At 66.7% G+C, this 23,552-nt stretch carries 19 protein-coding genes; 6 read left to right on the top strand and 13 right to left on the bottom strand.

Features of this window, described 5'->3' with window-relative positions; translation table 11 throughout:
• Positions 1–24: 24 nt before the first annotated feature.
• From AC3A4Z_RS00695 to AC3A4Z_RS00680, 4 genes are all read left to right on the top strand, one after another.
• Positions 25–675 carry a DUF3000 domain-containing protein gene (locus AC3A4Z_RS00695; RefSeq protein ID WP_285250900.1) on the top strand — a complete coding sequence of 217 codons (651 nt, stop codon included), beginning with the start codon at positions 25–27 and terminating at the stop codon, positions 673–675.
• A gap of 89 nt (positions 676–764) precedes the next feature.
• Positions 765–2,096 carry an HRDC domain-containing protein gene (locus AC3A4Z_RS00690; protein WP_498709379.1) on the top strand — a complete coding sequence of 444 codons (1,332 nt, stop codon included), beginning with the start codon at positions 765–767 and terminating at the stop codon, positions 2,094–2,096.
• A 260-nt stretch (positions 2,097–2,356) separates the two neighbouring features.
• The gene (locus AC3A4Z_RS00685; protein WP_498709378.1) at positions 2,357–3,667 is read left to right on the top strand and encodes a thiolase family protein; all 1,311 of its coding nucleotides are present in this window, start codon (positions 2,357–2,359) and stop codon (positions 3,665–3,667) included.
• Positions 3,664–5,844 (top strand): 3-hydroxyacyl-CoA dehydrogenase NAD-binding domain-containing protein, encoded by a 2,181-nt coding sequence (locus AC3A4Z_RS00680; RefSeq protein ID WP_498709377.1) that lies wholly within the window; start codon positions 3,664–3,666, stop codon positions 5,842–5,844. The genes AC3A4Z_RS00685 and AC3A4Z_RS00680 overlap by 4 nt, the downstream gene beginning before the upstream one ends.
• Before the next feature lie 103 nt (positions 5,845–5,947).
• On the opposite strand, the gene AC3A4Z_RS00675 is transcribed toward AC3A4Z_RS00680, so the two are convergent.
• The 11 genes from AC3A4Z_RS00675 to AC3A4Z_RS00625 form a co-directional block, all read right to left on the bottom strand.
• Positions 5,948–7,495, bottom strand: coding sequence for an ABC transporter ATP-binding protein (locus AC3A4Z_RS00675; protein WP_498709376.1), 1,548 nt, complete (start codon positions 7,493–7,495; stop codon positions 5,948–5,950).
• The gene (locus tag AC3A4Z_RS00670; protein ID WP_498709375.1) at positions 7,496–8,233 is read right to left on the bottom strand and encodes an energy-coupling factor transporter transmembrane component T family protein; all 738 of its coding nucleotides are present in this window, start codon (positions 8,231–8,233) and stop codon (positions 7,496–7,498) included.
• A gap of 10 nt (positions 8,234–8,243) precedes the next feature.
• Positions 8,244–9,062, bottom strand: a complete 819-nt coding sequence (locus tag AC3A4Z_RS00665) for an ECF transporter S component (RefSeq protein WP_498709374.1) — start codon at positions 9,060–9,062, stop codon at positions 8,244–8,246.
• A gap of 148 nt (positions 9,063–9,210) precedes the next feature.
• On the bottom strand, positions 9,211–10,236 hold the full coding sequence (locus AC3A4Z_RS00660; protein WP_498709373.1) for a nucleoside hydrolase: 1,026 nt from the start codon (positions 10,234–10,236) through the stop codon (positions 9,211–9,213).
• Between the two features lie 7 nt (positions 10,237–10,243).
• Positions 10,244–11,221 (bottom strand): aldo/keto reductase, encoded by a 978-nt coding sequence (locus AC3A4Z_RS00655; RefSeq protein WP_498709372.1) that lies wholly within the window; start codon positions 11,219–11,221, stop codon positions 10,244–10,246.
• An 8-nt stretch (positions 11,222–11,229) separates the two neighbouring features.
• Positions 11,230–11,790 (bottom strand): hypothetical protein, encoded by a 561-nt coding sequence (locus AC3A4Z_RS00650; protein WP_498709370.1) that lies wholly within the window; start codon positions 11,788–11,790, stop codon positions 11,230–11,232.
• Positions 11,787–12,404, bottom strand: a complete 618-nt coding sequence (locus AC3A4Z_RS00645; RefSeq protein WP_498709369.1) for a DUF402 domain-containing protein — start codon at positions 12,402–12,404, stop codon at positions 11,787–11,789. Before AC3A4Z_RS00645 ends, AC3A4Z_RS00650 begins: the two co-directional genes overlap by 4 nt.
• The gene (gene dxs / locus AC3A4Z_RS00640; protein WP_498709368.1) at positions 12,401–14,374 is read right to left on the bottom strand and encodes a 1-deoxy-D-xylulose-5-phosphate synthase; all 1,974 of its coding nucleotides are present in this window, start codon (positions 14,372–14,374) and stop codon (positions 12,401–12,403) included. The genes AC3A4Z_RS00645 and dxs overlap by 4 nt, the downstream gene beginning before the upstream one ends.
• A gap of 156 nt (positions 14,375–14,530) precedes the next feature.
• Complete coding sequence (locus AC3A4Z_RS00635) at positions 14,531–17,356, bottom strand: aconitate hydratase (RefSeq protein WP_498709367.1); 2,826 nt, start codon at positions 17,354–17,356, stop codon at positions 14,531–14,533.
• 166 nt (positions 17,357–17,522) lie between these two features.
• Positions 17,523–18,902 (bottom strand): class I SAM-dependent RNA methyltransferase, encoded by a 1,380-nt coding sequence (locus AC3A4Z_RS00630; protein WP_498709366.1) that lies wholly within the window; start codon positions 18,900–18,902, stop codon positions 17,523–17,525.
• Positions 18,899–20,875 (bottom strand): amino acid permease, encoded by a 1,977-nt coding sequence (locus AC3A4Z_RS00625; protein ID WP_493971548.1) that lies wholly within the window; start codon positions 20,873–20,875, stop codon positions 18,899–18,901. Before AC3A4Z_RS00625 ends, AC3A4Z_RS00630 begins: the two co-directional genes overlap by 4 nt.
• A 120-nt stretch (positions 20,876–20,995) precedes the next feature.
• On the opposite strand from AC3A4Z_RS00625, the gene AC3A4Z_RS00620 reads away from it, so the two are divergent.
• Both AC3A4Z_RS00620 and AC3A4Z_RS00615 read left to right on the top strand, forming a co-directional pair.
• Entirely contained in the window at positions 20,996–21,670 is a 675-nt protein-coding gene (locus AC3A4Z_RS00620; RefSeq protein WP_498709365.1) for a potassium channel family protein, read from the top strand.
• On the top strand, positions 21,667–22,410 hold the full coding sequence (locus tag AC3A4Z_RS00615) for an NAD-binding protein (protein ID WP_493971550.1): 744 nt from the start codon (positions 21,667–21,669) through the stop codon (positions 22,408–22,410). Before AC3A4Z_RS00620 ends, AC3A4Z_RS00615 begins: the two co-directional genes overlap by 4 nt.
• Positions 22,411–22,441: 31 nt before the next feature.
• Here the strand turns inward: AC3A4Z_RS00615 and AC3A4Z_RS00610 are convergent, their stop codons facing one another.
• Positions 22,442–23,257, bottom strand: a complete 816-nt coding sequence (locus tag AC3A4Z_RS00610; RefSeq protein ID WP_498709363.1) for a DUF3159 domain-containing protein — start codon at positions 23,255–23,257, stop codon at positions 22,442–22,444.
• Entirely contained in the window at positions 23,254–23,508 is a 255-nt protein-coding gene (locus AC3A4Z_RS00605; RefSeq protein WP_498709361.1) for a hypothetical protein, read from the bottom strand. Before AC3A4Z_RS00605 ends, AC3A4Z_RS00610 begins: the two co-directional genes overlap by 4 nt.
• Positions 23,509–23,552 lie beyond the last annotated feature (44 nt).

The raw sequence follows: 23,552 nt of genomic DNA, 5'->3' as shown, positions 1-23,552 counted from the left end.
GGCCCGGTTGCGTAACCTGCGAAGGTGAACGCACTTGACCAGGTTCCCCCGGAATTTCTCCACGCCTTGGGAACCCTCAGGAAAGCCCGGTGCCGCGGGGAACTCCGCCTTGCGGAGATCCCCGCGCCGGCACGCCTGGCGCCTTTTGCCGTAGCGCTGGGCGCAGAGGTCCTCGCGCCAGGGCCTAACGCGGCCGCTACTCCCCTGCACGGCCCTGCCGCCATGGCGCTGGCTGCTGCCTCAGGAACAGCGGACGACGACGAGACAGAGTTGGCCACGGGGCGCTTTATCCTGCTCCACGACCCCGAGGGCTCGGCGGTGTGGGACGGTGAGTTCCGCATCGTTACCTATATCCGGGCGCAGCTCGAGCCGGAGATGGGCAATGACGAGATGCTGGGAACGGTGGCGTGGACCTGGCTGGTGGAGGCGCTCGAAAACCACAAAGCGCCCTACCGCGCCGCCGGTGGCACTGCCACCCGTGTCCTCTCCGAGAGCTTTGGAACGCTGGCGGACAGGCCAGGATCCATCGACATCGAACTCCGGGCTTCCTGGACTCCGGCCACCTCCGATGTCACCGCCCACCTCGAGGCCTGGTCAGACATGGTGTGCACCTTTGCCGGCCTTCCGCCACTTCCCGACGGCGTCACCCCGCTGCCGCAGCGGCGCCGGAACTAGCGCCGTGGCATGCGGCCAGGCGCGGGGCGAAAGCGCGGCAGCGTTCCGGCGGCAGCCCGGAAGCGGCCGGCCGGTAAACTGAAGGCATCATGACCCCTAACATTCCGGAAAACACCACGGCCGGCGTCCCGGCTGCTGATACAGCACCCCACATCACGGTGGAGGGCTTCGACGCCCCCATCCCCCAGATCATTGAACTCGATTCGCCCCGCGACGGCGTTCCTCTGGTCATCGAAACGCAGGCGGGGCTGGAGCGGTGCGCAGCCGCCATCGCCGCCGGTACCGGACCGGCCGGCGTGGACGCCGAACGTGCCTCAGGCTTCCGCTACGGACAACGCGCGTTCCTGGTCCAGATCCGCCGCGAAGGTGCCGGGACCTGGCTGATCGACCCCGAACCCTTCGACAACCTGGACATCATCAACGAGGCCCTGCGCGGCGTTGAGTGGATCCTGCACGCCGCCAGCCAGGACCTGCCCTGCCTGCACGAACTCGGCATGTGGCCGGACAAGCTCTTCGACACCGAACTCGCCGCCCGCCTGGCCGGCCTGCCCCGGGTGGGACTTGCCGCCGTCATCGAACAGCTGCTGGGTTTCGGACTCGCCAAGGAGCACTCCGCGGCGGACTGGTCCACCCGGCCCCTTCCCGAGCCGTGGCTGCGGTACGCCGCCCTGGATGTCGAGGTCCTCACCGAACTGCGCGAAGAACTCATCGAGCTCCTCGAAGCGGACGGCAAGCTGAAGTATGCCGAACAGGAGTTCGCCGCCATCCTGGCTGCCGGACTTCCTCCCGCCCGTGTTGACCCTTGGCGGAAAACCTCCGGCCTTCACCAGATCCGCGACCGGCGCCAGCTGGCCGCCGTCCGTGAGCTGTGGCTGGAACGCGATTCCCTGGCCCAGAAGAGGGATGTGGCGCCGGGCCGGCTGATCCCCGATTCAGCGCTGGTTGCCGCCGCCAAGGCGATGCCGTCCACGGTGCCGCAGCTGCTGGGAACCAAAGGCTTCCATGGCCGGGCAGCCCAACGCGAGGCTCCCCGCTGGCTGCGCTGCATCGCCACAGCCCGGGACCTGGAGGAACTTCCGCCGCTGCACCTGGCTACCAACGCCCCACCGCCGCCCCGGGTCTGGGCCGACCGGGATCCCGAAGCCGCCGCACGCCTCGCCACAGCACGGCCCATGCTGCAGGAGAAGGCCGACCAGCTGAAGCTCCCCCTGGAAAACCTCCTGACGCCGGATTACCTGCGGCGCGTAGCGTGGCGGCCCCCGGCGGAGACCAGTGAGGCCTCCATCGCTGCCGAGCTCCGGGCGTTGGGTGCCCGCGAGTGGCAGGTGGAACTGGCAGCGCCCCTGATTGCTGACGCGTTCCTCCATCCGCAGCCCCTTCCGGCCAAAGAGCCCAAGCCGGACGTCGCCGCCGCCGGATAGCAAGTCTGACGCTCTCTCACTTAATGCGTGCTTTTTTGCAACGCTCTCTCACTTAATGCGCGAATATTGCCAGCGCTCTCTCACTTTCTTCAGGAAAGTGAGAGAGCGCCGGCCAAAAAGGCACATCAGGTGAGAGAGCGTCCCATGGTGAGGGGCCTTGCCGGGTAAGTTACTGGCGAGTAACATCGAGAGCATTGCCGCTTGGCTGCCTGCCGCATACCGGCATGCACCGGCGCCTACGTCTCGATGAGGAGTTACACGTGAGCACAGCCCGCAACAGCGGAGAGCGCAGCGGCGCACCCGCGCGCACTGTCCGGGACGTCGTTTTTGTCGACGGCCTCCGCACCCCCTTTGGCCGGGCGGGAGAAAAAGGCATCTACGCCGGAACCCGGGCCGACGACCTGATAGTGAAATGCATCCGCGAACTGCTGCGCCGGAACCCGTCGCTCCCGCCGGAACGCGTTGACGAAGTGGCCATCGCTGCCACCACCCAGACCGGTGACCAGGGCCTGACCCTGGGCCGGACTGCCGCCCTGCTGGCGGGACTTCCCAGGACCGTGCCCGGCTTTGCCATCGACCGGATGTGCGCGGGCGCCATGACCGCCGTCACCGCCACCGCCGGCGGCATCGGCTTCGGCGCCTATGACGTGGTGATCGCCGGCGGTGTGGAACACATGGGCAACCATCCGATGGGCTCGGGCGCAGATCCCAATCCGCGGTTCATGTCAGAACGGCTGGTGGACCCGGCAGCGCTGAACATGGGCAACACCGCGGAGAACCTCCATGACCGGTTCCCTGCCATCACCAAGGGCCGGACCGACGCCTACGCCGTGGCGTCACAAACCAAATTTGATGCAGCCCGGCGAAATGGCCGAATCCAGCCGGACCTGGTTCCGGTGGCCACCCTGAAGCCGGGCCAGGGCTGGAGCCTCAACACCGTTGATGAACCGCCCCGGCCGGGCACCACGGTGGAAGACCTGGCAGCGCTCCGTACGCCGTTCCGTCCGCACGGGCGCGTCACCGCGGGAAATGCCGCGGGCCTGAACGACGGCGCCACCGCCGCCATCCTGGCGTCCGCCGATGCCGCGGCCGAACTGGGACTGCCGGTCCGGATGCGGCTGGTCAGCTACGCCTATGCGGGAGTCGAGCCTGAAGTGATGGGCATCGGCCCCGTCCCTGCCACCGAAAAGGCGCTAAGAAACGCCGGCCTGTCCATCGACGAGATCGGCCTGTTCGAAATCAACGAAGCCTTTGCCGTCCAGGTGCTGAGCTTCCTCGATCACTTCGGCATTGCCGACGACGATCCCCGCGTCAACCGCTACGGCGGTGCCATCGCGGTGGGCCATCCCCTCGCATCCTCCGGTGTGCGGCTGATGAACCAGCTGGCCCGCCAGTTCGAGGAGGATCACTCCGTACGGTACGGCATCACCACCATGTGCGTAGGGTTGGGAATGGGAGCCACAGTGATTTGGGAGAACCCGCAGCACCCCGATTACAGCGGAACCCTGCCAGGGTCGTCCGAAGCCGGGACCGTCACCGCCGCCGAAACCGTTTCCGAAGGAGCCGCATGAGCGCCGCAGATTTCACCAAGCTTGCCGATCTGTTCCCCCACGAGACCGCGACGCACTCCTACGTCCAGGACATCGAGCTCCCGGCACCGGCCGGCAAGCCCAGCCCCGGTACCTTCGCCCTCATCACGCTGGACAACGGCCTGGACCACACCAAGCCCACCACTCTGGGTCCGAACACCCTGGTGGAGCTGGGCACGGTACTTGAGGCACTCCGGGAGCGGGCCGGTCGCGGCGAGATCGTCGGTGTGGGCGTGACCGGCAAGCCCTACTTCCTGGTGGCCGGAGCCGACCTCTCCGCCGTCAAGAACCTGGAAGAGCGCGAGCACGGACTGTGGATGGCACAGCTGGGCCACGACGTGTACAACACACTTGCCAACCTCGGCGTGCCCAGCTTCGCGTTCATTAACGGCGCTGCGCTGGGCGGCGGCCTGGAGGTCGCCCTGCAGTCCACCTACCGCACTGTTTCCACCGGCGCAGGTGCGCTGGCCCTGCCGGAGGCCTATCTTGGACTGGTTCCGGGCTGGGGCGGCGTGTACCTCCTGCCTCGCCTCATCGGCCCGGAGAACGCGGTCAAGGTCATGATCGAGAAGGCGCTCAGCAACAACCGGACGCTCACCGGCCCGCAGGCCTTCGCGCTCGGCATTGCTGACGCCATGTTCGAACCGGCGGACTTCCTCGAGCAGTCCCTTGCCTGGGCCGGGAAAGTCATCTCCGGTGAGGTGACGGCGGAACGTCCCAACGCCGTCGACCCGGCTGATCCGGAAACGGCCGCGCGCTGGTCGGCAGCGGTGGCGGCCGGCCGGGCACTGGTGGAAGCTAAGACCTCCAACGCAGCCCCTGCTCCCGGCAAGGTCCTGGACATCATGGAAGCAAACCGGACCATGACCCAGGCCGAGTCCGCCGCACTTGAATGCGAAACGCTCGCCGAACTGATGCAGACCGACGAATTCCGTGCCACCGTGTACGCCTTCCTGGACCTGGTCCAGAAGCGGTCCAAGCGTCCTGCCGGCGCACCGGACCGCAAGCTGGCCCGCCCGGTGACCAAAGTGGGTGTGGTCGGTGCAGGCTTGATGGCCAGCCAGCTTGCGCTGCTGTTCGCCCGCCAGCTGAAAGTTCCCGTGGTGATGACGGACATCGACCAGGCCAGGGTGGACAAAGGCGTGGGCTACGTCCACGCCGAGGTGGACAAGCTCCTGGCCAAGCAGCGCATCAGCCCGGACGCCGCCAACCGCACCAAGGCCCTGGTGACCGGTTCGGTGTCGAAGGACGTTTTCGCCGACGCGGACTTTGTGATCGAAGCGGTCTTTGAAGAGCTGAACGTCAAGAAGCAGGTGTTCGCCGAACTGGAGCGGATCGTCACCCCGGAATGCATCCTGGCCACCAACACCTCGTCGTTGTCTGTCACGGCCATGGCCGAGGACCTCCAGCATCCCGAACGGCTGGTGGGCTTCCACTTCTTCAACCCCGTGGCCGTGATGCCGCTGCTGGAGATCGTCCGCGCCCCGCGGACCGATGACGCCGTGCTGGCCACCGCCTTTGAACTGGCCAAAGCCCTGAAGAAGACCGGGGTGCTGGTCAAGGACGCGGCCGCTTTTGTGGTCAACCGGATCCTCTTGCGGCTGATGGGCGAGGTGACGGCGGCCTTCGATGAAGGCACTCCCGCCGACGTGGCCGACAACGCCCTCCGCCCCATGGGCCTGCCCATGACCCCCTTCACCCTCGGCGCGATGGTGGGCCTTCCCGTGGCGCAGCACGTCCAAGAGTCACTGCACGCAGCCTTCGGCGACCGCTTCACCGTGTCCGCCAATCTGCAAAAGCTCATCGATAACGGCATCAAGGGCCTGTGGGCTCCGGGGCCTGATGGCAGCCAGGTGATCCCGGAATCCACACTTTCCCTGATGTCCTTTGGCACCAGCCCTTCCACCGCTGACGAGGTGTTGCGCCGCACCCAGGATGCCCTCGCCGAGGAGATCGGCCTGATGCTGGCGGAAGGCGTGGTGGCGGGGCCCGAAGACATCGATCTCTGCATGATCCTCGGCGCCGGCTGGCCGCTGTTCCTGGGCGGCATCACCCCCTACCTTGACCGGGTGGGCGCCGCAGAACGCGTCAACGGCAAGCGCTTCCTCCCCGCAGGCGTGGCGTCCCGCAGGTCAGCGGACAGCCCGGCGAAGGTGTAAAAAGCGCCAAAGGGCCGGCGCCACAGCTGAAGCATCACAAGGGCTCCGTCCGGTTCCTCCGGACGGAGCCCTTGCGCATACTGGCCGCCGCGCCCGGTCCGGGTCAGTGCGGTGCCAGCCGCCCGCCGCCGAGCATTAACAGGCGGTCCGCCACCGAGCGCGCGTAGGGCACGTCATGGGTGACCAGGACGACGGCGGCGCCCGCCGCGGCTGCGTTCCTCACCGCTGCGTCCAGCAGCCGGAGCCCGTCCCCGTCCAAGGCGACGGTGGGCTCGTCCAGTGCCAGGACCGCCGGCCTGCGGGCGAGGACCGTTGCCAGAGCCAGTAGCCGCTGCCGGGACGCCGGCAGCTCCACGGGATGGGCGTCCGCAGACTCGGACAACCCGACTGCAGCCAGAGCGGCCCCGGTCCTGGCCGCCGCTTCACTGGCGCCATACCGCCGGTCCAGGCCGAACCGCACCTCCCGCGCAGCCGTCCGTTCGAACAACTGGTGGCGCGGGTGCTGGAACAGCAGGCCCACGGCCGCCGCCACCTCACCCACCGGCCGGCCCGCAATGTCCCCGCCGTGCACCAGGACGGAGCCGGAGGTGGGCCGCAGCAACCCGTTGAGGTGCCGCAGGAAGGTGGATTTCCCCGCCCCGTTCGGTCCGGTGACGGCAACGATCTCGCCGGGCATAAGTTTGAGGTCGATGCCCCGGAGCACCTGTTCCGGCTTTTCCACCGCTGCCCCGCCAGTGCCCGCCCGGGCTTTCCTGCCGCCCGCCGCCTTGTCCGCGTACCCGAAGGCCACGCTCCGGAGCTCCAGGGCGGCGATCTTGTCCTGGACCTTCGCCCGGGGCTGCTGCCGCGTCTCCGGCCGGGTGCCAATCCCACCAGTGCCGGTCCATCGGATGCCGCTGGGCAGCCGTCCAGGCGCTTCGGTAAGTTCAGCCGGCGCACCGCTGGCCGTCACCGTTCCGCCGTCCAGCACCAGCCACCGTTCCGCAGCGAGGAGCGCCTCCTCAACCGTCTGGCTGAGGATCACGACGGCGGTCCCCCGCCTGAGGAGCGGGCCCAGCAGGTTTGTCAGTTCATCCGCCCCCGCTGCATCCAGGGACGCGAAGGGCTCATCCATGATGAGCACGTCGGGTTCTGAAATCACTGCGCACCCGATGGCAAGCCGCCGCAGCTGGCCGCCCGAGAGTGTGTCCGGGTGGTGGTCCAGCAGCCCGCTCAGGCCAAGCAGAACGGCCGTCCGTTCCACCGCAGCCCTCATGGGCACCCGTTCCATACCGGCATTCTCCAGGCCGAACGCCAGTTCTTCGGCGACGGTGGTCCGGACAGTAGACAGTATGGCCGAGGCGTCCTGCGGGACGAAACCCACCCGACGGCCCCACTGTCCTGGGTTGATGCGGGGATCATCTGGCGCGGCCTGGAACTGCAGTGTGGTCCCAGCAAGCGCCAGGCATCCTTGCAGCCGTCCCCCCGGTCCTGGCGGAAGCCAGCCTGCCAGGAGCCGGCCCAGGGTGGATTTGCCGCTGCCGGAAGGTCCCAGGATTGCCGTCAGAGTCCCGGGTTCGAAAGAGATGTGGACGTCGCGAAGGACCGGCGCGTCGTCGTCATGGAAAGCGAAGCTCCGGATGCCGGCACCCAGGACGGTGTCGGATTGCACCTATGTGCCCGTCTGCAACAATCGGGCAGCGACCGCTGCGGCGGCGGCCAGCACCAGGACGAGCCGCAGGAACCGCTCCCACTGCCGGTCCGGCACATCGCGGTAGCTGGTCCGCGGGCCAGTGCTGCCGAAACCACGGGCGTCAAGGGCTGCAGCGCGGGTTGCGGCGTCCTCCACCAAAGCAGACACGAGCGGTACTGCCTGCAGCCGGAACACCGCGGTCCGTGCCAGGATGCCGCGCCGGATCACCAGCCCGCGTGCTTCCTGGGCCTGGCGGATGCGCTCCAGCCGGGAGGTGATGGCCGGCAGCAGGGTGAGGGTGGATGCCAGCACGAAGGCAAACCGCCCGTGTACCCCTTTGGCCGATAGCGCCGCGACCAGGTCAGGAACACTCACGCTGAAGGAGAACGCCAGCAGGGCCAGGACCGCGGCGGAAAGCTGGGCCGCCAGCTGGACTGCGAAGGAGAGCCCCTCGGAGGTTACGCGCGCCGGTCCCCACTCGGCCAGCACGGTACGGCCCTCCGGGAAAAACAGGCCATGCAGTACCAGCAGCGACAAGCACAGCGGAACCAGGATGGCAGCTGCCGCGGGCAGGAGCCTGCGGAACGTACCGGCCCAGGCCGCGAGGCCCGCTGCCGCCGCGATCACGGCGAGCGACAGCGGCAGGTAGGCTGCCGCCGTCGTAATGATTGCCGTACTGCCGGCTGCCGCCAGGGAGGTCAGCGGATGTAAACGCATCAGGAGGCGGTCAGGCGTCCTGTTCCGGAGCCTTGCCGGCCAGCACGCGGTGCCGCCGGACAAACGGGAACTGCAGGCTCGCGCGGCGGGGAAGGGCATAGATGAGCAAGGCCACGGCGGCGAACACGATGGCTTTGTCCATGGGGTCGGAGATCAGGGCCTGCTTGGTGATGGCTGCCAGGAGGCTGTCCCCCATGGAGCGGAAGGCGCTCACGATGGCACCGGTGGCAACGCCGGAGGTGCCGCCGAAGACGAAGGCGGCCACCGGGGCGGAGACCACTCCGCCGATGATGCCGGTGACGAATCCGGCCACGGGTGCCAGGTAGAAGCGGCGGAAGAGTCCGTAGCGGGCGGCAAGGCCGGCGAGGCAGCCGATCAGCGCGGCCCCGGCGGCGAAGGGCAGCACGGTGGGGTTGAAGAAGGACCAGACGATGCTGCTCAGTGCGCCGGTTGCCGCCCCTGCGGCCGGGCCTGCCAGGACTGCCACCAGTACGGTGCCGATCGCGTCAAGGTAGAACGGCACCAGGGTGCTGCCCACGAACTGGCCCAGGACGATGTTGAGCACCAGTGCGACGGGAATCAGCACCAGGGTGGACGTCGGCAGGGTGGGCAGGACAGCCGCGATGAGCAGGATGGCGCCGGCCAGGAAACCGGACAGTGCGATGAGGGCCGAGGCGCTTCCCGGTCCGCCGGTGATGTCAGTGGGCTGGTTGAGGACCAGGTAGAGGTAGGTGCCGGCGATGGCCAGGGCACCGAGGATTTCCAGCAACCTGCGTTTGCGGGCGGCGGCAGGTGACGTGGCGGGCAACGTCAGGGAGTGCGATGACATGGGGTTCCTTCAGGGTGCGCACGGACGGCCCGGGAAGCCCGGGCCGGAGGAAGCACTGCTTATGTCACCTCGGCAGCAGCCGGCAGGCAGTCAGCGCCTGTCCGGTCCGCGGACAATTCTACCGCGGTGCTCTCCCAACCGCGCCGTCTCAACCCAGCCGCCGTGCCAGGCTTCCGACGGCGGACACCAGCTCCCGGAAGGCGGCTTCCGGATGGTTCGCGGACACCACGCGGGCATTCGGCGGTACTCCCCAGAGGCCGCGGAAGTCGGCCACAGTAGTGCCCATCAGCATCTTTGAACCGGTCTCCACGTCGACGGTGGCGGGCCGGGTCTCGAAGTCCAGGGTGCCCGCGGCCACGCCTGCGGCGAAGTAGTCGTGCACGTGGGCCAGGTAGCCCTGGTCATAGTGGCGGTGGAACTCGAAGTAGAACCGCAGGGCGTCGGACAAGTGGCGCACCAGGGTGTTGTCCGAGGTGCTGCGCAGGCCTTCCGGCTGGTCTGGCAGGACCAGTTCGGGAACTGTTGCACCGGCAGCCTCCGCCAGCTGCCGGACATGGTCAGGGTGCAGTTCCATCCGCTCCGTGGTGTCCAGGGAGCAGACGATGGGGAGCCTTTCCTGGGGCATGCCTTGGAAGGCGGCGTAGACCTCCTTGGCCGCGTGCGGGTCAACATGGGTGTTCCACTCCGCGGTGGGCGTGGTGTTGCCCTGGTGGTAGAAGCTGCCGCCCATAATGACGACTTTCGCGAGCAACTCGGGCAGCCTCGGTTCCTTCCGCAGGGCCAGCGCAAAGTTGGTCAGCGGTGCGGTGATCAGGGCGGTAAGCTCCCCCGGCCGTGCCCGGGCGTGCTCAACCCACAGGTCCACGGCGTTCCGCGCCGAGACAGCGCCCGCGGGGTCAGGCAGGACTGCGTATCCGATGCCTTGCGGGCCGTGGGTTTCAGGGGTGGTCAGCAGAGGGATGGAGAGGGGTTCACGGGCGCCGACGGCCACTTCCACTCCAGGGCGGCCGCACAGCTCCAGCAATGCCAGGGTGTTGCGCGCCACCTGGTCCGCGTCCACGTTTCCGGGCGTGGCGGTGACGGAGACGAACTCCGTGTCCGGCAGGGCGGCAAGGTAGGCGAGGGCCAGGGCGTCGTCGATGCCCGTGTCCACGTCCAGCAGGAAGGCGGTCATGCCGGCCCTAGAAGAGCGCGACCTTGGGCGCTGCGGGGAAAATGCTGTCCAGCTCCGCGAGGTCCTTTTCGGAGGGGATCCAGTCCGCAGCTTCGGCGTTCTGCCGCACTTGTTCCGGCCTGGTGGCCCCGGCGATGACGCTGGCAACAGAGGGCTGGGCTGCGAGCCAGGAGAAGGCCACCTGGATTTCGCTCAGGCCGCGTTCCCGGGCGAAGCTGCTGAACCTGCCCAGCTGGTCCCAGTCGGCGTCGTGGACCATGTTCTTGCGGGTGTGGCTGAGCCGCGATCCTTCCGGGGCGTGGCCCGGGGCGTACTTGCCGGTCAGCAGGCCGTTGGCCAGGGGGAAATAGGGGAGGACGCCCAGGCCGAACTCCTCCGCCGCCGGGGTGACTTCAAGCTCAGCCCGCCGGTCCAGGAGGTTGTAGTGGTTCTGGGTGGAGATGAAGCGTGCACCGCCGAGTTCACGGGCAACGTACTCCGCCTGCGCTATCTGCCAGCCGGCCCGGTTGGAGTGGCCGATGTAGCGGACTTTCCCGCTGGTGACCAGGGCGTCCAGGACGGACAGGGTTTCGTCGATGGGGGTCAGCGGGTCCGGCGTGTGGAACTGGTACAGGTCGATCCATTCGGTGCCCAGCCGGCGCAGCGAGGCTTCCACCGCCTGGAGGATGTAGCGGCGGGAACCGCGGGCGCCGAAATCCGGGCCACTGGCGCCTTTCATGTCCATGCCGAACTTTGTAGCAACCACGACGTCGGCGCGCCGGGCACCGAGCGCCTTGCCGAGCATCGTTTCGCTGAGCCCGGGTTCCCTGCCGTAGGTATCGGCAACGTCGAACAGCGTGATTCCGGCGTCCACCGCCGCGTTGACCACGGCGTCGGTAGCCTCCTGCGACTCGGTCGGCGTGTTGGCCCGGCCGAGGTTGTTGCAGCCCAGGCCAACCGTGGAAACGGTCAGGCCGGACTTTCCGACGCGGCGGTAGGTGGTCACGGAAACTCCTAAAGGCTGAAGGTGTTGGCGGGCTTTGCTGAGTGCTTGAGCTTGAAGTTCTGCGGATCGCTGTGCGGGGCTGCGCCGATGCTGAGCTTGGTGAAATCCAGGTCCTCGTTCCGCGCGCATACCTTGATGGCGCTGACGGCTTTGTTGACCTCAGGGCAGAGGCAGAAGATGTTGAGTTTGAAGTCGGTGAACTCGGTACGTTCCACCGTGCCAAGCCCCCGCCAGGCCAGGTGGCTGATCAGCGCATCCTTGGCCTTTTCCTCCAGGTAGCGGTCCCGCTCGGTGCCCTCCCTGGTCTTGAGGGCGAACTGGGCCACCACCCAGAACTGCTCCTCCTCCGGGATCTCGGCGTAGCCGTCCTCGGCGCACTGGACCGCAAAAGCGTCCAGGAGTCCTTCGGCGGCCGCAGCATCCGGCACGTCAGTTTCCTCGGTCTTGCTCTGGTGGCCCACCACTCCGTAATTCATCACGAACTGCTCGTAGTCCTCATCGAACCAGGCTTCCCGGAAGTGGAGCGTCCCCTCGTCGTCGCGCTTGTAGACCCTGACAATTCCGCTCATAACCGTCCCTTTGTAAACCATTCAACGTCGGTGCCGTCGAAGGGTGCCTGCTCCGCCTTCACGGCCTGGTAAAGCTGTCCGGCGGAGGCCTCGAGGGATTCCACCAGGGCGGCCGGATAGTCCATGGCCACGCGGTGTTCGGCGAACTCGTCCTCGTCGTCGATGAACACGCCCCGCTCTGCTGTCCGCACCACGTCCAGGTCCATGTCGATGACGTGGAATTCCGTGACGGTGGGCCGGATGGGGTTCCATTCGTGCGCCACGGCCAGGTCGATGTAGATCCGCACGCCGCCGGGGTGGGCGTCGTCGTAGAACGTGGCCACCCAGTCGCCTTCACGCGGTATCAGGAGGACCGCGTCAGACTTTGTGTAGAACGCGGCACCGGGCCGGGAGCAGAATTCGTTGGTTCCCTGGAAGATCCACCAGCCGTGCCGGTCCTCGCCCAGGTAGCGCCCGGGGACAACCCAGTGCGCTTTACCGTTCCATTTACGGTTGCGGGCCACCACCAGGTGGCCCGGTTCAAGCGCTTCTGGTTCACGTGCGGGCCCGGGATGCTTTTCTACTGCAGGCTCCCCCACAACGCCCGGGTACTTCAGTAGGTCCTCTCCCCTCACAGGATCGGAAGGCTGCCGGTGGTGGGATGCTGCTGGCCCGGCAGGGGACGCGCAAAGGGGACCTTTGTCCCCAGGACCTGGGCTACGACGTCGTGCGCAATCTGCTGGGCCGTCAGCCCCACGCGTTCCAGTACCTGGTTGCGGGTTCCGTGGTCGAGGAATTCGACCGGCAGGCCCACCTCGTTCAGGGCAGTGTCCACACCGGCGGCGCGCATTTCCTGGCGGATGCGGGAGCCCACGCCACCGGCGCGGACACCGTCCTCGATGCAGATCACCAGGCGGTGATGGGATGCCAGCGCGATGATGGACCGCGGAACCGGAAGCACCCAGCGAGGGTCCACTACCGTGGTGCTGATGCCCTGCGCGCCGAGCCGGTTGGAGACATCCAGTGCCAGCTCGGACATGGCGCCGACGGAGATAATCAGTACGTCGTTCTCCGTGGAGCCCGAGGGCCGCCGGGAGAGGACGTCCACGCCGTCGCTCAGGCGTTCGAGCGCCTCCACTTCGGCGCCCACTGATCCCTTGGAGTAGCGGACCACCGAGGGAGCGTCACTGATGGCCACTGCCTCGCGGAGTTCCTCGCGCAGCCTGCTGGCATCGCGGGGCGCCGCCAGGTGCAGGCCGGGGACGATCTGGACCATGGACATGTCCCACATGCCGTGGTGGCTGGCGCCGTCCGGACCGGTGACGCCTGCGCGGTCCAGGACAATGGTGACGCCGGCCTTGTGCAGGGCGACGTCCATCAGGAGCTGGTCAAAGGCACGGTTGAGGAAGGTGGCGTAGACGGCCACCACGGGGTGAAGCCCGCCGAAGGCCATGCCGGCCGCCGAGGTCAGCGCATGCTGTTCGGCGATGCCGACGTCGATCACGCGGTCCGGGTGCCGGGCGGCGAACTTGTGCAGGCCCACGGGGATGAGCATGGCGCCGGTGATGCCCACGACGTCCTTGCGTTCATCGGCGATGGCGGCGATTTCGTCAGCAAAGACGGAGGTCCAGGATTTGGCGCCGGCCGTACCGGTGGGCTCGCCGGTTTCGGGGTCGATGATGCCGACGGCGTGGAACTGGTCAGCCTCGTGCGCACGCGCCGGAGCGTACCCGTGCCCCTTTTCAGTCATGGCGTGGACAATGACCGGGCCGGCATAATTCCTGGCCGTGGACAGGGCGTGCTCCATGGCCTGGAGGTTGTGGCCGTCCACCGGACCGATGTACTTCATGCCGAGGTCCTCGAACATGCCCTGCGGGGCCCACCAGTCCTTGATGCCCTTCTTCATGGCATGCAGGCTCTTGTAGGTGAACTGGCCCGCGGGTCCGCCGTTTTGCAGCTTCTTCTTCCACCAGTCCAGGGCGCGTTCGTAGGCCGGGGCGGCGCGGAAGGAATCGATGGTGGGACGCAGGGAGGCGAGGTAGTCGGCAAAGCCGCCGACCGTCGGGGCGTAGGACCTGCCGTTGTCATTAACGACGATGACCACGCGGCGCCTCTTGTCCGCCGCAATGTTGTTGATGGCTTCCCAGGCCATGCCGCCGGTCAGTGCGCCGTCGCCCACCACGGCGACGACGTGCCGGTCGGCCTCGCCGGTCAGCTGGCGGGCACGGGAGATCCCGTCAGCCCACGACAGTGAGGATGAGGCGTGGGAGCTTTCCACGATGTCGTGCTCGGACTCGGTCCGGTCGGGGTAGCCGGAGAGGCCGCCTTCCTGCCGGAGGGTACTGAAGTCCTGGCGCCCGGTCAGGAGTTTGTGGACGTAGGACTGGTGCCCGGTGTCAAAGACGATGCTGTCACGGGGCGAGTCGAAGATGCGGTGCACGGCCAGCGTGAGTTCCACGACGCCGAGGTTTGGTCCGAGGTGGCCGCCCGTCTGGGAGACGTTTGTGATCAGGAAATCCCTGATCTCCGAAGCCAGCTGGTTCAGCTGTTCTTCGGACAACTCGTTCAGGTCCTGCGGATTCCGGATGGTGTCCAAGATTCCCAATGACCCCTCCTTCGGGTGGTAGACATGCCGTTTAACTCTAACGCCTCGGTCCGCATGACCAGACCCACCTGCAAAGCGCAAATGCAAAGCCGAAGCCCCGGCTGGTCGGTGACCGGCCGGGGCTTCGGGTGGTGCTGCCTGCTGGGCAGAAAACCGCTAGTTTGCGGAGATCTGGCGCAGCACGTACTGCAGGATGCCGCCGTTGCGGTAGTAGTCCGCTTCACCCGGGGTATCGATGCGGAGCACGGCGTCGAAGGACTTTGCGGATCCGTCTTCGGCGGTGGCGGTGACCTTGAGGGTCTTCGGCGTGGTGCCCTCGTTCAGGGCGGTGACGCCCTCAACGGAGAACGACTCCGTGCCGGTCAGGCCCAGGGTCGCAGCCGATTCGCCGGCCGGGAACTGCAGCGGCAGGACGCCCATGCCGATCAGGTTGGAGCGGTGGATACGCTCGTAGCTTTCGGCGATGACAGCCTTGACGCCCAGCAGGGCGGTACCCTTGGCAGCCCAGTCACGGGAGGAGCCGGAACCGTATTCCTTGCCGGCCAGGACCACCAGCGGGGTGCCGGCTGCCTGGTAGTTCTGGGCAGCGTCGTAGACGTAGGCCTGCGGGCCGCCTTCCTGGGTGAAGTCGCGGGTGAAGCCACCTTCGACGCCGTCCAGGATCTGGTTCTTGATGCGGATGTTGGCGAACGTTCCGCGGATCATCACCTCGTGGTTGCCGCGGCGGGAACCGTAGGAGTTGAAGTCCTTGCGCTCCACGCCGTTGGCCAGCAGGTACTGTCCGGCGGGGGTGTCGGACTTGAAGGAACCGGCCGGGGAGATGTGGTCGGTGGTGACCGAATCGCCCAGCTTCAGGAGCACGCGTGCGCCCGTGATGTCCTTGACGGGTTCCGGCTGCGCCTTCATGCCCTCAAAGTACGGGGGCTTCCGGACGTAGGTGGAGTTCGGATCCCAGGCGAAGGTGTCGCCGGCGGGGGTGTCGAGTGCCTTCCAGCGGTCGTCGCCGTCGAAGACGCCCTCGTAGCCCTTGGCGAACATTTCCTTGTCGATCGAGGAATCGATGACCTGCTGGACCTCAACCGGGTTGGGCCAGATGTCTTTCAGGAAGACATCGTTGCCTGCCTGGTCCTGGCCCAGGGCGTCGGTTTCGAAGTCGAAGTCCATGGACCCGGCCAGGGCGTAGGCGATGACCAGCGGCGGGGAGGCCAGGTAGTTCATCTTGACGTCCGGGTTGATGCGGCCTTCGAAGTTGCGGTTGCCCGAGAGGACAGCGGCAACGGCGAGGTCGTTGGCCTGAATGGCCTCCGAGACTTCGGTTTCCAGCGGACCGGAGTTGCCGATGCAGGTGGCGCAGCCGTAGCCCACGATGTAGAAGCCGAGCTTCTCCAGGTAGGGGGTCAGGCCGGACTTCTCGTAGTAGTCGGTGACCACCTTGGAGCCGGGTGCAACGGAGGTCTTGACCCACGGCTTGGACGTGAGGCCCTTGTCCACGGCGTTGCGTGCCAGGACCGCGGCAGCCAGCATGACCGAGGGGTTGGACGTGTTGGTGCAGGAGGTGATGGAGGCGATGGTGACTGCACCGTGGTCCAGTTCGAATTCGCGTCCGTCAGCCATCTTCACGGGCACCGGGTTGGTGATGCGGCCCGCTCCCCCGTGCCCTGCCGAGTACTTCGGGGGCTCGCGGTCAGTGTCGGAGACGTGGGTTGCGCCGCTGGTGAAGGAGGGCGAGTCAGAGGCCGGGAAGGTCTCCTCGAGCGATTCGTCCAAGGTACCGGCGTCGGCATCGTGCGAGACGTAGTTCTTCAGGTCGTGGCGGAACTCGTCCTTGGCCTCGGTAAGTTCTATGCGGTCCTGCGGGCGCTTGGGGCCGGCGATGGACGGAACAACCGTGGACAGGTCCAGTTCCAGGTACTCAGAGAACTTGATGTCGCGGGAGGCATCGTGCCAGAGGCCCTGTTCCTTCGCGTAGGACTCAACGAGCGCAACGTTCTGCTCGGAGCGGCCGGTGAGGCGCAGGTAGTCCAGGGTGACGTCGTCGATCGGGAACATTGCGGCCGTGGAACCGAATTCCGGGCTCATGTTGCCGATGGTGGCGCGGTTGGCCAGCGGCACAGCCGCGACGCCTTCGCCGTAGAATTCCACGAACTTGCCCACAACGCCGTGCTTGCGGAGCATTTCGGTGATGGTCAGCACCACGTCGGTTGCCGTGGCGCCGGCCGGGATGCTGCCGCTGAGCTTGAAGCCCACAACGCGCGGGATCAGCATGGAAACGGGCTGGCCGAGCATGGCGGCCTCGGCTTCGATGCCGCCGACGCCCCAGCCGAGCACGCCCAGGCCGTTGACCATGGTGGTGTGCGAGTCGGTACCGACGCAGGTATCGGGGTAGGCGCGAACCACGCCGTTAACTTCGCGGGTCATCACGGTGCGGGCCAGGTACTCGATGTTGACCTGGTGCACAATGCCGGTTCCCGGCGGGACCACCTTGAAGTCATCGAATGCCGTCTGGCCCCAGCGCAGGAACTGGTAACGCTCCCCGTTGCGCTGGTATTCGATCTCCATGTTGCGCTCCAGTGCGCCGGAGTTACCGAAGGCATCGATCTGGACCGAGTGGTCAATGACCATTTCGGCAGGTGCCAGCGGGTTGACCCGCTTGGGGTCGCCGCCCAGTTCCTTGACCGCTTCGCGCATCGTCGCCAGGTCAACCACGCAGGGAACGCCGGTGAAGTCCTGCATGATCACGCGTGCCGGCGTGAACTGGATTTCTGTATCGGGCTGGGCGTTGGGATCCCAGCCTGCCAAGGCGCGGACGTGATCGGCAGTGATGTTCGCGCCGTCCTCGGTCCTCAACAGGTTTTCAAGCAATACCTTGAGGCTGAACGGAAGGTTTTCTGCACCTTCAACGGAGTTCAACCGGAAAATTTCGTACTCGGTTCCGGCTACATTAAGTTTGCCTTTTGAACCGAAGCTGTCCACAGTGCTCATCGCAGGACTCCTCTCGCAACAGTTTCATCTTTGTCGCGCGGTTGACCGCCTGCTAGTTAGGAGGCCCTAACTATATTCAGGGCCTGAAAATTGCACACGGCCGGCCGTGGATACGGAGCGCGACGTGGGACTACTACCGCCATAGTAGTCGAAATACGAAGCGGCCTCAGGGTCCGGGAGTCAGCAGGGCAACCGTCTCCAGGTGATGCGTGTGGGGGTAGAGGTCGAAGGCCCGAAGGGCCTTGAGCTCCCAGCCGGCCTTCCGGAAGTACCCCACGTCCCGGGCGAACGACGCCGGGTCGCAGGATACGTAGGCAACGGCACGCGGGTGCGAGGCTACAAGCTGGCCCACCACCGCTTTCCCGGCCCCTGCCCTCGGCGGGTCCAGGAGAAGGGCGTCGAAATCCCGCGGTTTCTGGCGCAGGACGCGTTCGACGCGGCCCTGGACGACCTCCACCTGCGGTGCCGCGTGCAGGTTCTTTCGCGCGTCCCGGCTGGTTCCCGGTGCGCCTTCCACCGAAAGGACGGAGCCCGTTTCGCCCACCGCGTCGGCCAGGACCGCCGTGAAAAGGCCTGCTCCGGCATACAGGTCCGCCACCACGGCGCCGGGGTTAAGGAAGCCGCCACCCTGCAGGAATTCTGTGACAGCCCCCACAAGTGTTTCGGGCGCGTCGCGGTGGATCTGCCAGAATCCGGCGCCGGTCACCCGGTAGTCGTGCCCGGCCGCTGATTCCTGCACCCACAGCCGTCCACGTATTTGTTCAACGGCCTCTGTGACGGGATCAAAAGCCGCAACGGATACGTCGTCGGGCAGCTGGGCCGCGATGGCCCTGAGCCTTTTAGGTTTGGTGCCCTGGGCCGGCGCCAGCAGCACCAGCGGGCGGGAGCCGTTAGCCGGTGCTGCCACTTCCACCCTGTCCACGCCCTGCAGGTCGATGTCCCACAGGCGCAGGGTGTTGATGGCATCGGTGGCCAACGGCATTTCGCTGACCGGGATGATGTGCCCGGAACGGTGGGCATGCATCCCGAGCCTGCCGCCGGGGGTGACCGAGAAGCTCGCGCGCGTCCGCCACCCGCGGCCGCTGCCGCCGTCGGACGTCTCCCCCACAGCCTCCACGGACGTGCCGGCCCGGCTGTCCGGTGACTGCCCGACGCCGGCGAGGCGCCTGAGCTGTTCGGCGAGCACGTCCGCTTTGAGGCTGCGCTGGCGGGCCAGCGAGATGTGGCCGAATTCCGCTCCGCCCACGGGCGGATGGCCGTGGGCCCAGGCGCGTCCGGAATCTGCCGGACGCCAGATATGGTCCACGCGGTCCGGCGAGGCTTCGAGGACGTCCACCACGTCGGCACGCCAGAACTTGGCAGTGTCCTCCGCGTCGGTCAGCCGGGCCCGGACCTTTTCGCCGGGGATGGCGTGGCGGACAAAGATGACGCGGCCTTCGTGCCTGGCCACGCAGTGGCCGCCATGGGCCACCGGGCCGACGTCGAGCACTACTTCCGTGCCGGTCTGTCCGGTGGGGGCCGGCTGGGTTTGTGTTTTTGCTGTCATTGAACGTCCTGCAGGTTTTTCGCTTCTTCGGATGATTTGAGTTGCCAGGGAACGCTGGCCACCATCACGCCGGGCTCAAAGTGCAGCCGGGTCTTGATGCGCAGGGCGGTCTGGTTGTGAACCAGCTGCTCCCACCACTTACCCACCACGTACTCGGGGATGTACACCACCACCAGGTCGCGCGGGGAATCCCGCCGCATCTGCTTGACGTACTCCATGATGGGCGTGACCGTCTCCCGGTAGGGGCTGGCCAGCACCGTCAGCGGCACCGGAATGTCCAGCCTTTCCCAGTCTGCCACCGTGTGTGCCGTCTCCTCGGGATCGATGTCCACGGTGATGGCGTCCAGCCGCGACGGCCGGGACGCCCGGGCGTAGGCCAGGGCCCGCAGGACGGGCTTGCGGACGTGGGACACCAGGAGGACGGCATGGACGCGGGTGGGCAGGGCGCGCGGCGAGGAATCCGCATCCACTGCCAGTTCCCTGGCCACGTTGTCGTAGTGCGCCCGGATGCTCCACATGATCAGGAAGAGCACGAACATGGCCAGCAGCGCAATCCAGGCGCCCTGCTCGAACTTGGTGATCAGGACAATCACCAGCACCAGGGCAGTCATGCCGAAGCCCACAGTGTTGATGGCCCGGGATTTCGCCATCCGGCGCCGCACCGCCTTGTCTTTGGCCAGTTTCAGTTCCCTGCCCCAATGCCGGATCATGCCTAATTGGCTGGCGGTGAAGGAGATAAAAACGCCCACGATGTAGAGCTGGATGAGTTTGGTTACATCGGCATTGAACGCGATGATCAGGACCAGGGCGCCGGCGGCGAGGGCCAGGACGCCGTTGCTGAAGGCGAGCCGGTCGCCCCTGGTGCGGAGCTGGCGCGGCAGGTAGCCGTCCTGGGCGAGGATGGAGCCCAGGACCGGGAAGCCGTTGAAGGCGGTGTTGGAGGCGAAGACCAGGATGACGCCGGTGGCGGCCACCACTATGTAGAACGGGATGGAGCCCGGACCGAAGATGGTCTGGGCGATCTGGCTGATGGCCGGGTTCTGGATGTACCCCTCGGGCAGGGGGCTGCCGTTCAGCAGGAACTCGGTGGCCGGGTCCAGCACAATATGGACCTTGGTGGCGTTGGCCAGGTAGATGATGCCCGCCAGCATGGCTGCGCCGATCACGCCCAGGAGCAGCAGCGTGGTGGCAGCGTTTTTGCTCTTGGGGACCTTGAAGTTCGGGACGCCGTTGCTGATGGCTTCCACACCGGTGAGCGCCGCGGCTCCCGAGGAGAAGGCACGCAGCAGGAGGAAGGCCCCGGCCAGTCCCACCAGCCCTTCATCGAAGCCGGCGGCGGGGACGATGGTGAAGGCAGCGGACGGCGCCTGTCCCAGCTGTCCGGTCGCCGCCTGGAAGATGCCCACAGCGGTCATGCCGAAGATGGATGCCATAAAGATGTAGGTGGGGACCGCGAAAACGCTGCCGGCTTCCTTGATGCCCCGCAGGTTGATCAGGGCCAGGATGACGACGCCGATCGTGGCAATCGTGGCCTGCCGGCCGTGGAGGGACGGGATCGCCGTCGTCAGGTAGGCGGCCGCCGAGGACATGGATACCGCGACGGTCAGGACGTAGTCCACCAGCAGGGCCGATGCCACGGTGAGGCCGGCGAACTTGCCCAGGTTCTCGTTGGCAATTTCGTAGTCGCCGCCGCCGGAAGGGTACGCGTGGACATTCTGCCGGTAGGAGGCCACAACTGTCAGCAGCACCACCATCACCGCCAGGCCCACCCACGGCGAGAACGCCACGGCACTGACCCCGGCAAGGGCCAGGGTCAGCAGGATTTCGTCCGGCGCATATGCAACCGAGGACAGCGCGTCCGACGCGAAAATCGGAAGTGCGATCTTTTTCGGAAGCAGGGTGTGGGCCATCCGGTCGTTCCGGAACGGCCGTCCCACCAGCACGCGCTTGACCGCGTTGAATATTGTCAGCACCCCACAAAGCTAGTCTGATTCCCGGGCTGTGTCATGACGGCCGGTGAACAGCGGCATTCCGCGCCCTGACGGTAGAGTTCTAGCGGCAGGACGAACGGGAAAGAAACAGAGGAGATACTGGTGGCGCATTTCGTGATCATGGGATGTGGCCGGGTGGGGGCCACGCTGGCGCACACCCTTGAAGACGCCGGGCATTCCGTGGCCATCATCGACCAGGACGACCGCGCTTTCCGCAGGCTCCGCCAAGGCTTCACGGGCCGAAAGGTCACCGGAGTGGGCTTCGACCGGGACACCCTCAAGCAGGCCGGTGTCGCCGAAGCGTACGCCTTCGCCGCAGTCTCCAGCGGTGACAATTCCAACATCCTGGCCACCCGCGTAGCCCGGGAGACCTTCCACGTCCCCCATGTTGTGGCCAGGATCTACGATCCCGGCCGGGCGGAAATCTACCAGCGCCTGGGAATCCCCACCGTGGCGGCGGTCCGCTGGAGTGCGGACCAGGTGCTGCGGCGCATCCTTCCCGAACAGCACCTGGCCGGTGACTTCCGGGAGCCTTCAGGGCGCCTGGTGCTGGCCGAACTGGATCTCGACGCCGGCTGGATCGGCCACCGGATCAGCAGCATCGAAAAGGCGGCCGGTATCCGCATCGCGTACCTCACCCGCTTCGGCGAAGGATTGCTTCCCGACACCGGCACTGCCTACCAGGACGGCGATACCGTCCACGCCATGCTGCAGGTTGACCGCAGCGCCCAGGTCGCCCAGATCCTCGCCAAAGCACCCGCCAAGGAGTACCAGTGAAAGTTGTGATTGTGGGTGCCGGCAGTGTCGGTTCGTCCATCGCCCGGGAACTCCTGGCACACAAGCACGAAATCCTGCTGATCGACCTCAAGCCGGAGGTCATTGGGCGCAGCGGGCTTCGCGGCGCGCACTGGCTGGTGGGTGACGCCTGCGAGCTGAGCACCCTGCAGGGCGCGAAGGTGGAGGACGCTGACGTGGTGGTATCAGCCACCGGTGACGACAAAGTCAACCTGGTGGTGTCCCTGCTGGCAAAAACCGAATTCGGCGTTGGCCGTACCGTGGGCCGGGTGAACAATCCAAAGAACGACTGGATGTTCAACGATTCGTGGGGCGTGGACGTTGCGGTGAACACTCCCCAGCTGATGACGGCGCTGGTGGAGGAAGCTGTGGAGATTGGCGACCTCGTCCGGCTGCTGACTCTCCAGACCGGTGTTTCCTCACTGGTGGAGTTCACCGTCCCGCACGATTCGCACGTCATCGGAAGTACCGTAGGCGACATCGAATGGCCCGAGGACTCCACCCTGGTGGCCATCCTGCGCGACCATGCACCTATTACGCCCAGCCGCGACGACGTCATTGACGGCGGCGACGAACTGTTCTTCGTCACAACCATTGCCGCCGAGGACGAACTGCGTGCCCTGCTCTCCCCCGATTCCTCGGAGCCGCCGCGGCCGCGGGTTGACGCCGGCACGGGACATACGGACCAGCAGGCCCCGGAGGACGACGGCTTCGACGGCTAGTTCTGGTCTGCTGCCAGTTCTGGTCCCCGGGCTAGTCGCGGGCTGTGGCGTCCGTGGGGGCTGAGCCGTCCCCTGCGTCAATGCTCGCCGGTCTCGGCCTGGTGACGAGCCACGCGACCCAGACGCCCAGGATGTACAGCGGAGCGCCCATAATGAGCCTGGTGGTGGCGAGGGCGGCCAGTCCTTCGGGCCCCATGAGGTAGAGCGGGACCTGCACCACAAGCCGGAGCACCAGGACGCCGACGATGATCCAGGTGCCAAGCCGGTACGCCTTGAGCCGTGCGGGGTCCTTGCGCCAGTCGAGGCCCTCGTTCCGGATGAAGCCGAAGAGAAGGCCGGCCACCGGCCATTTGACCAGGATCGAGATCACCATCGCCACGATGTAGGCCGCGTTGGTGAAAAACCCCGGCAGGTAGAAGTCCTCAGCCTTGCCGGTGGTGTTGGCGAGCCAGGCGGAGATGCCTACGCCCACCACACCGGCCAATGCCTGCGTCAGGGGGCGCCGTTGCACCAGCCTCACAACGGTGAATGCCGCGGCGGCGGCTAAAGCGGCCACCAGGGAAACAGTGAGGTCCTGGCTGACGGTGTATGCCACCAGGAACACCAGGCCCGGCAGGATGCTTTCGGCAATACCCTGGACTCCGCCTGCGCTGCGCAGTACGTCCACACGCCCGTCATGCGTCCGGTGCAACCCTGCCTTGGCGGCGTAGTCGGCCGCAAGGCCTGCCATCGGCGACGATGTTTGTCCGTCAGCCGATTCCTGTCCCACGGGCGCCTTCCCCGCAGGGCCGCCCGGCTGGCCGTTCTGCCCGGGGCCGGTGGAAGGGCTGGGGTCGGGCACAGTCATTCGTCCTCCTGGCGGGACAGTATTTCGTAGCGGGGGTTGAACATGGTGGGCAGGCCCTGCACCGCCGAGAGCATTCCTTCGAGCCGCACCTCGGTGCCTGCGTCGATTCCCGGTACGCGCCGCCGTCCCAGCCATACCACCCGGAGCCTGGCAGGGCGTCCCGCCGCGGCACCTGGTCCGCGGTGGCGGGCATCGGCGTCGGACACTATGGCGCTGAACTCCGCGGTCTGGCCAGTGGGCACATACGTCACGGATTCGATCCACCCGCGGCAAACGACCCGGCCCTTGACCGGCA

The sequence above is a fragment of the Arthrobacter sp. Soil_C_49 genome, assembly GCF_057656635.1.
This window is presented reverse-complemented; position numbering and strand designations above follow the sequence as displayed.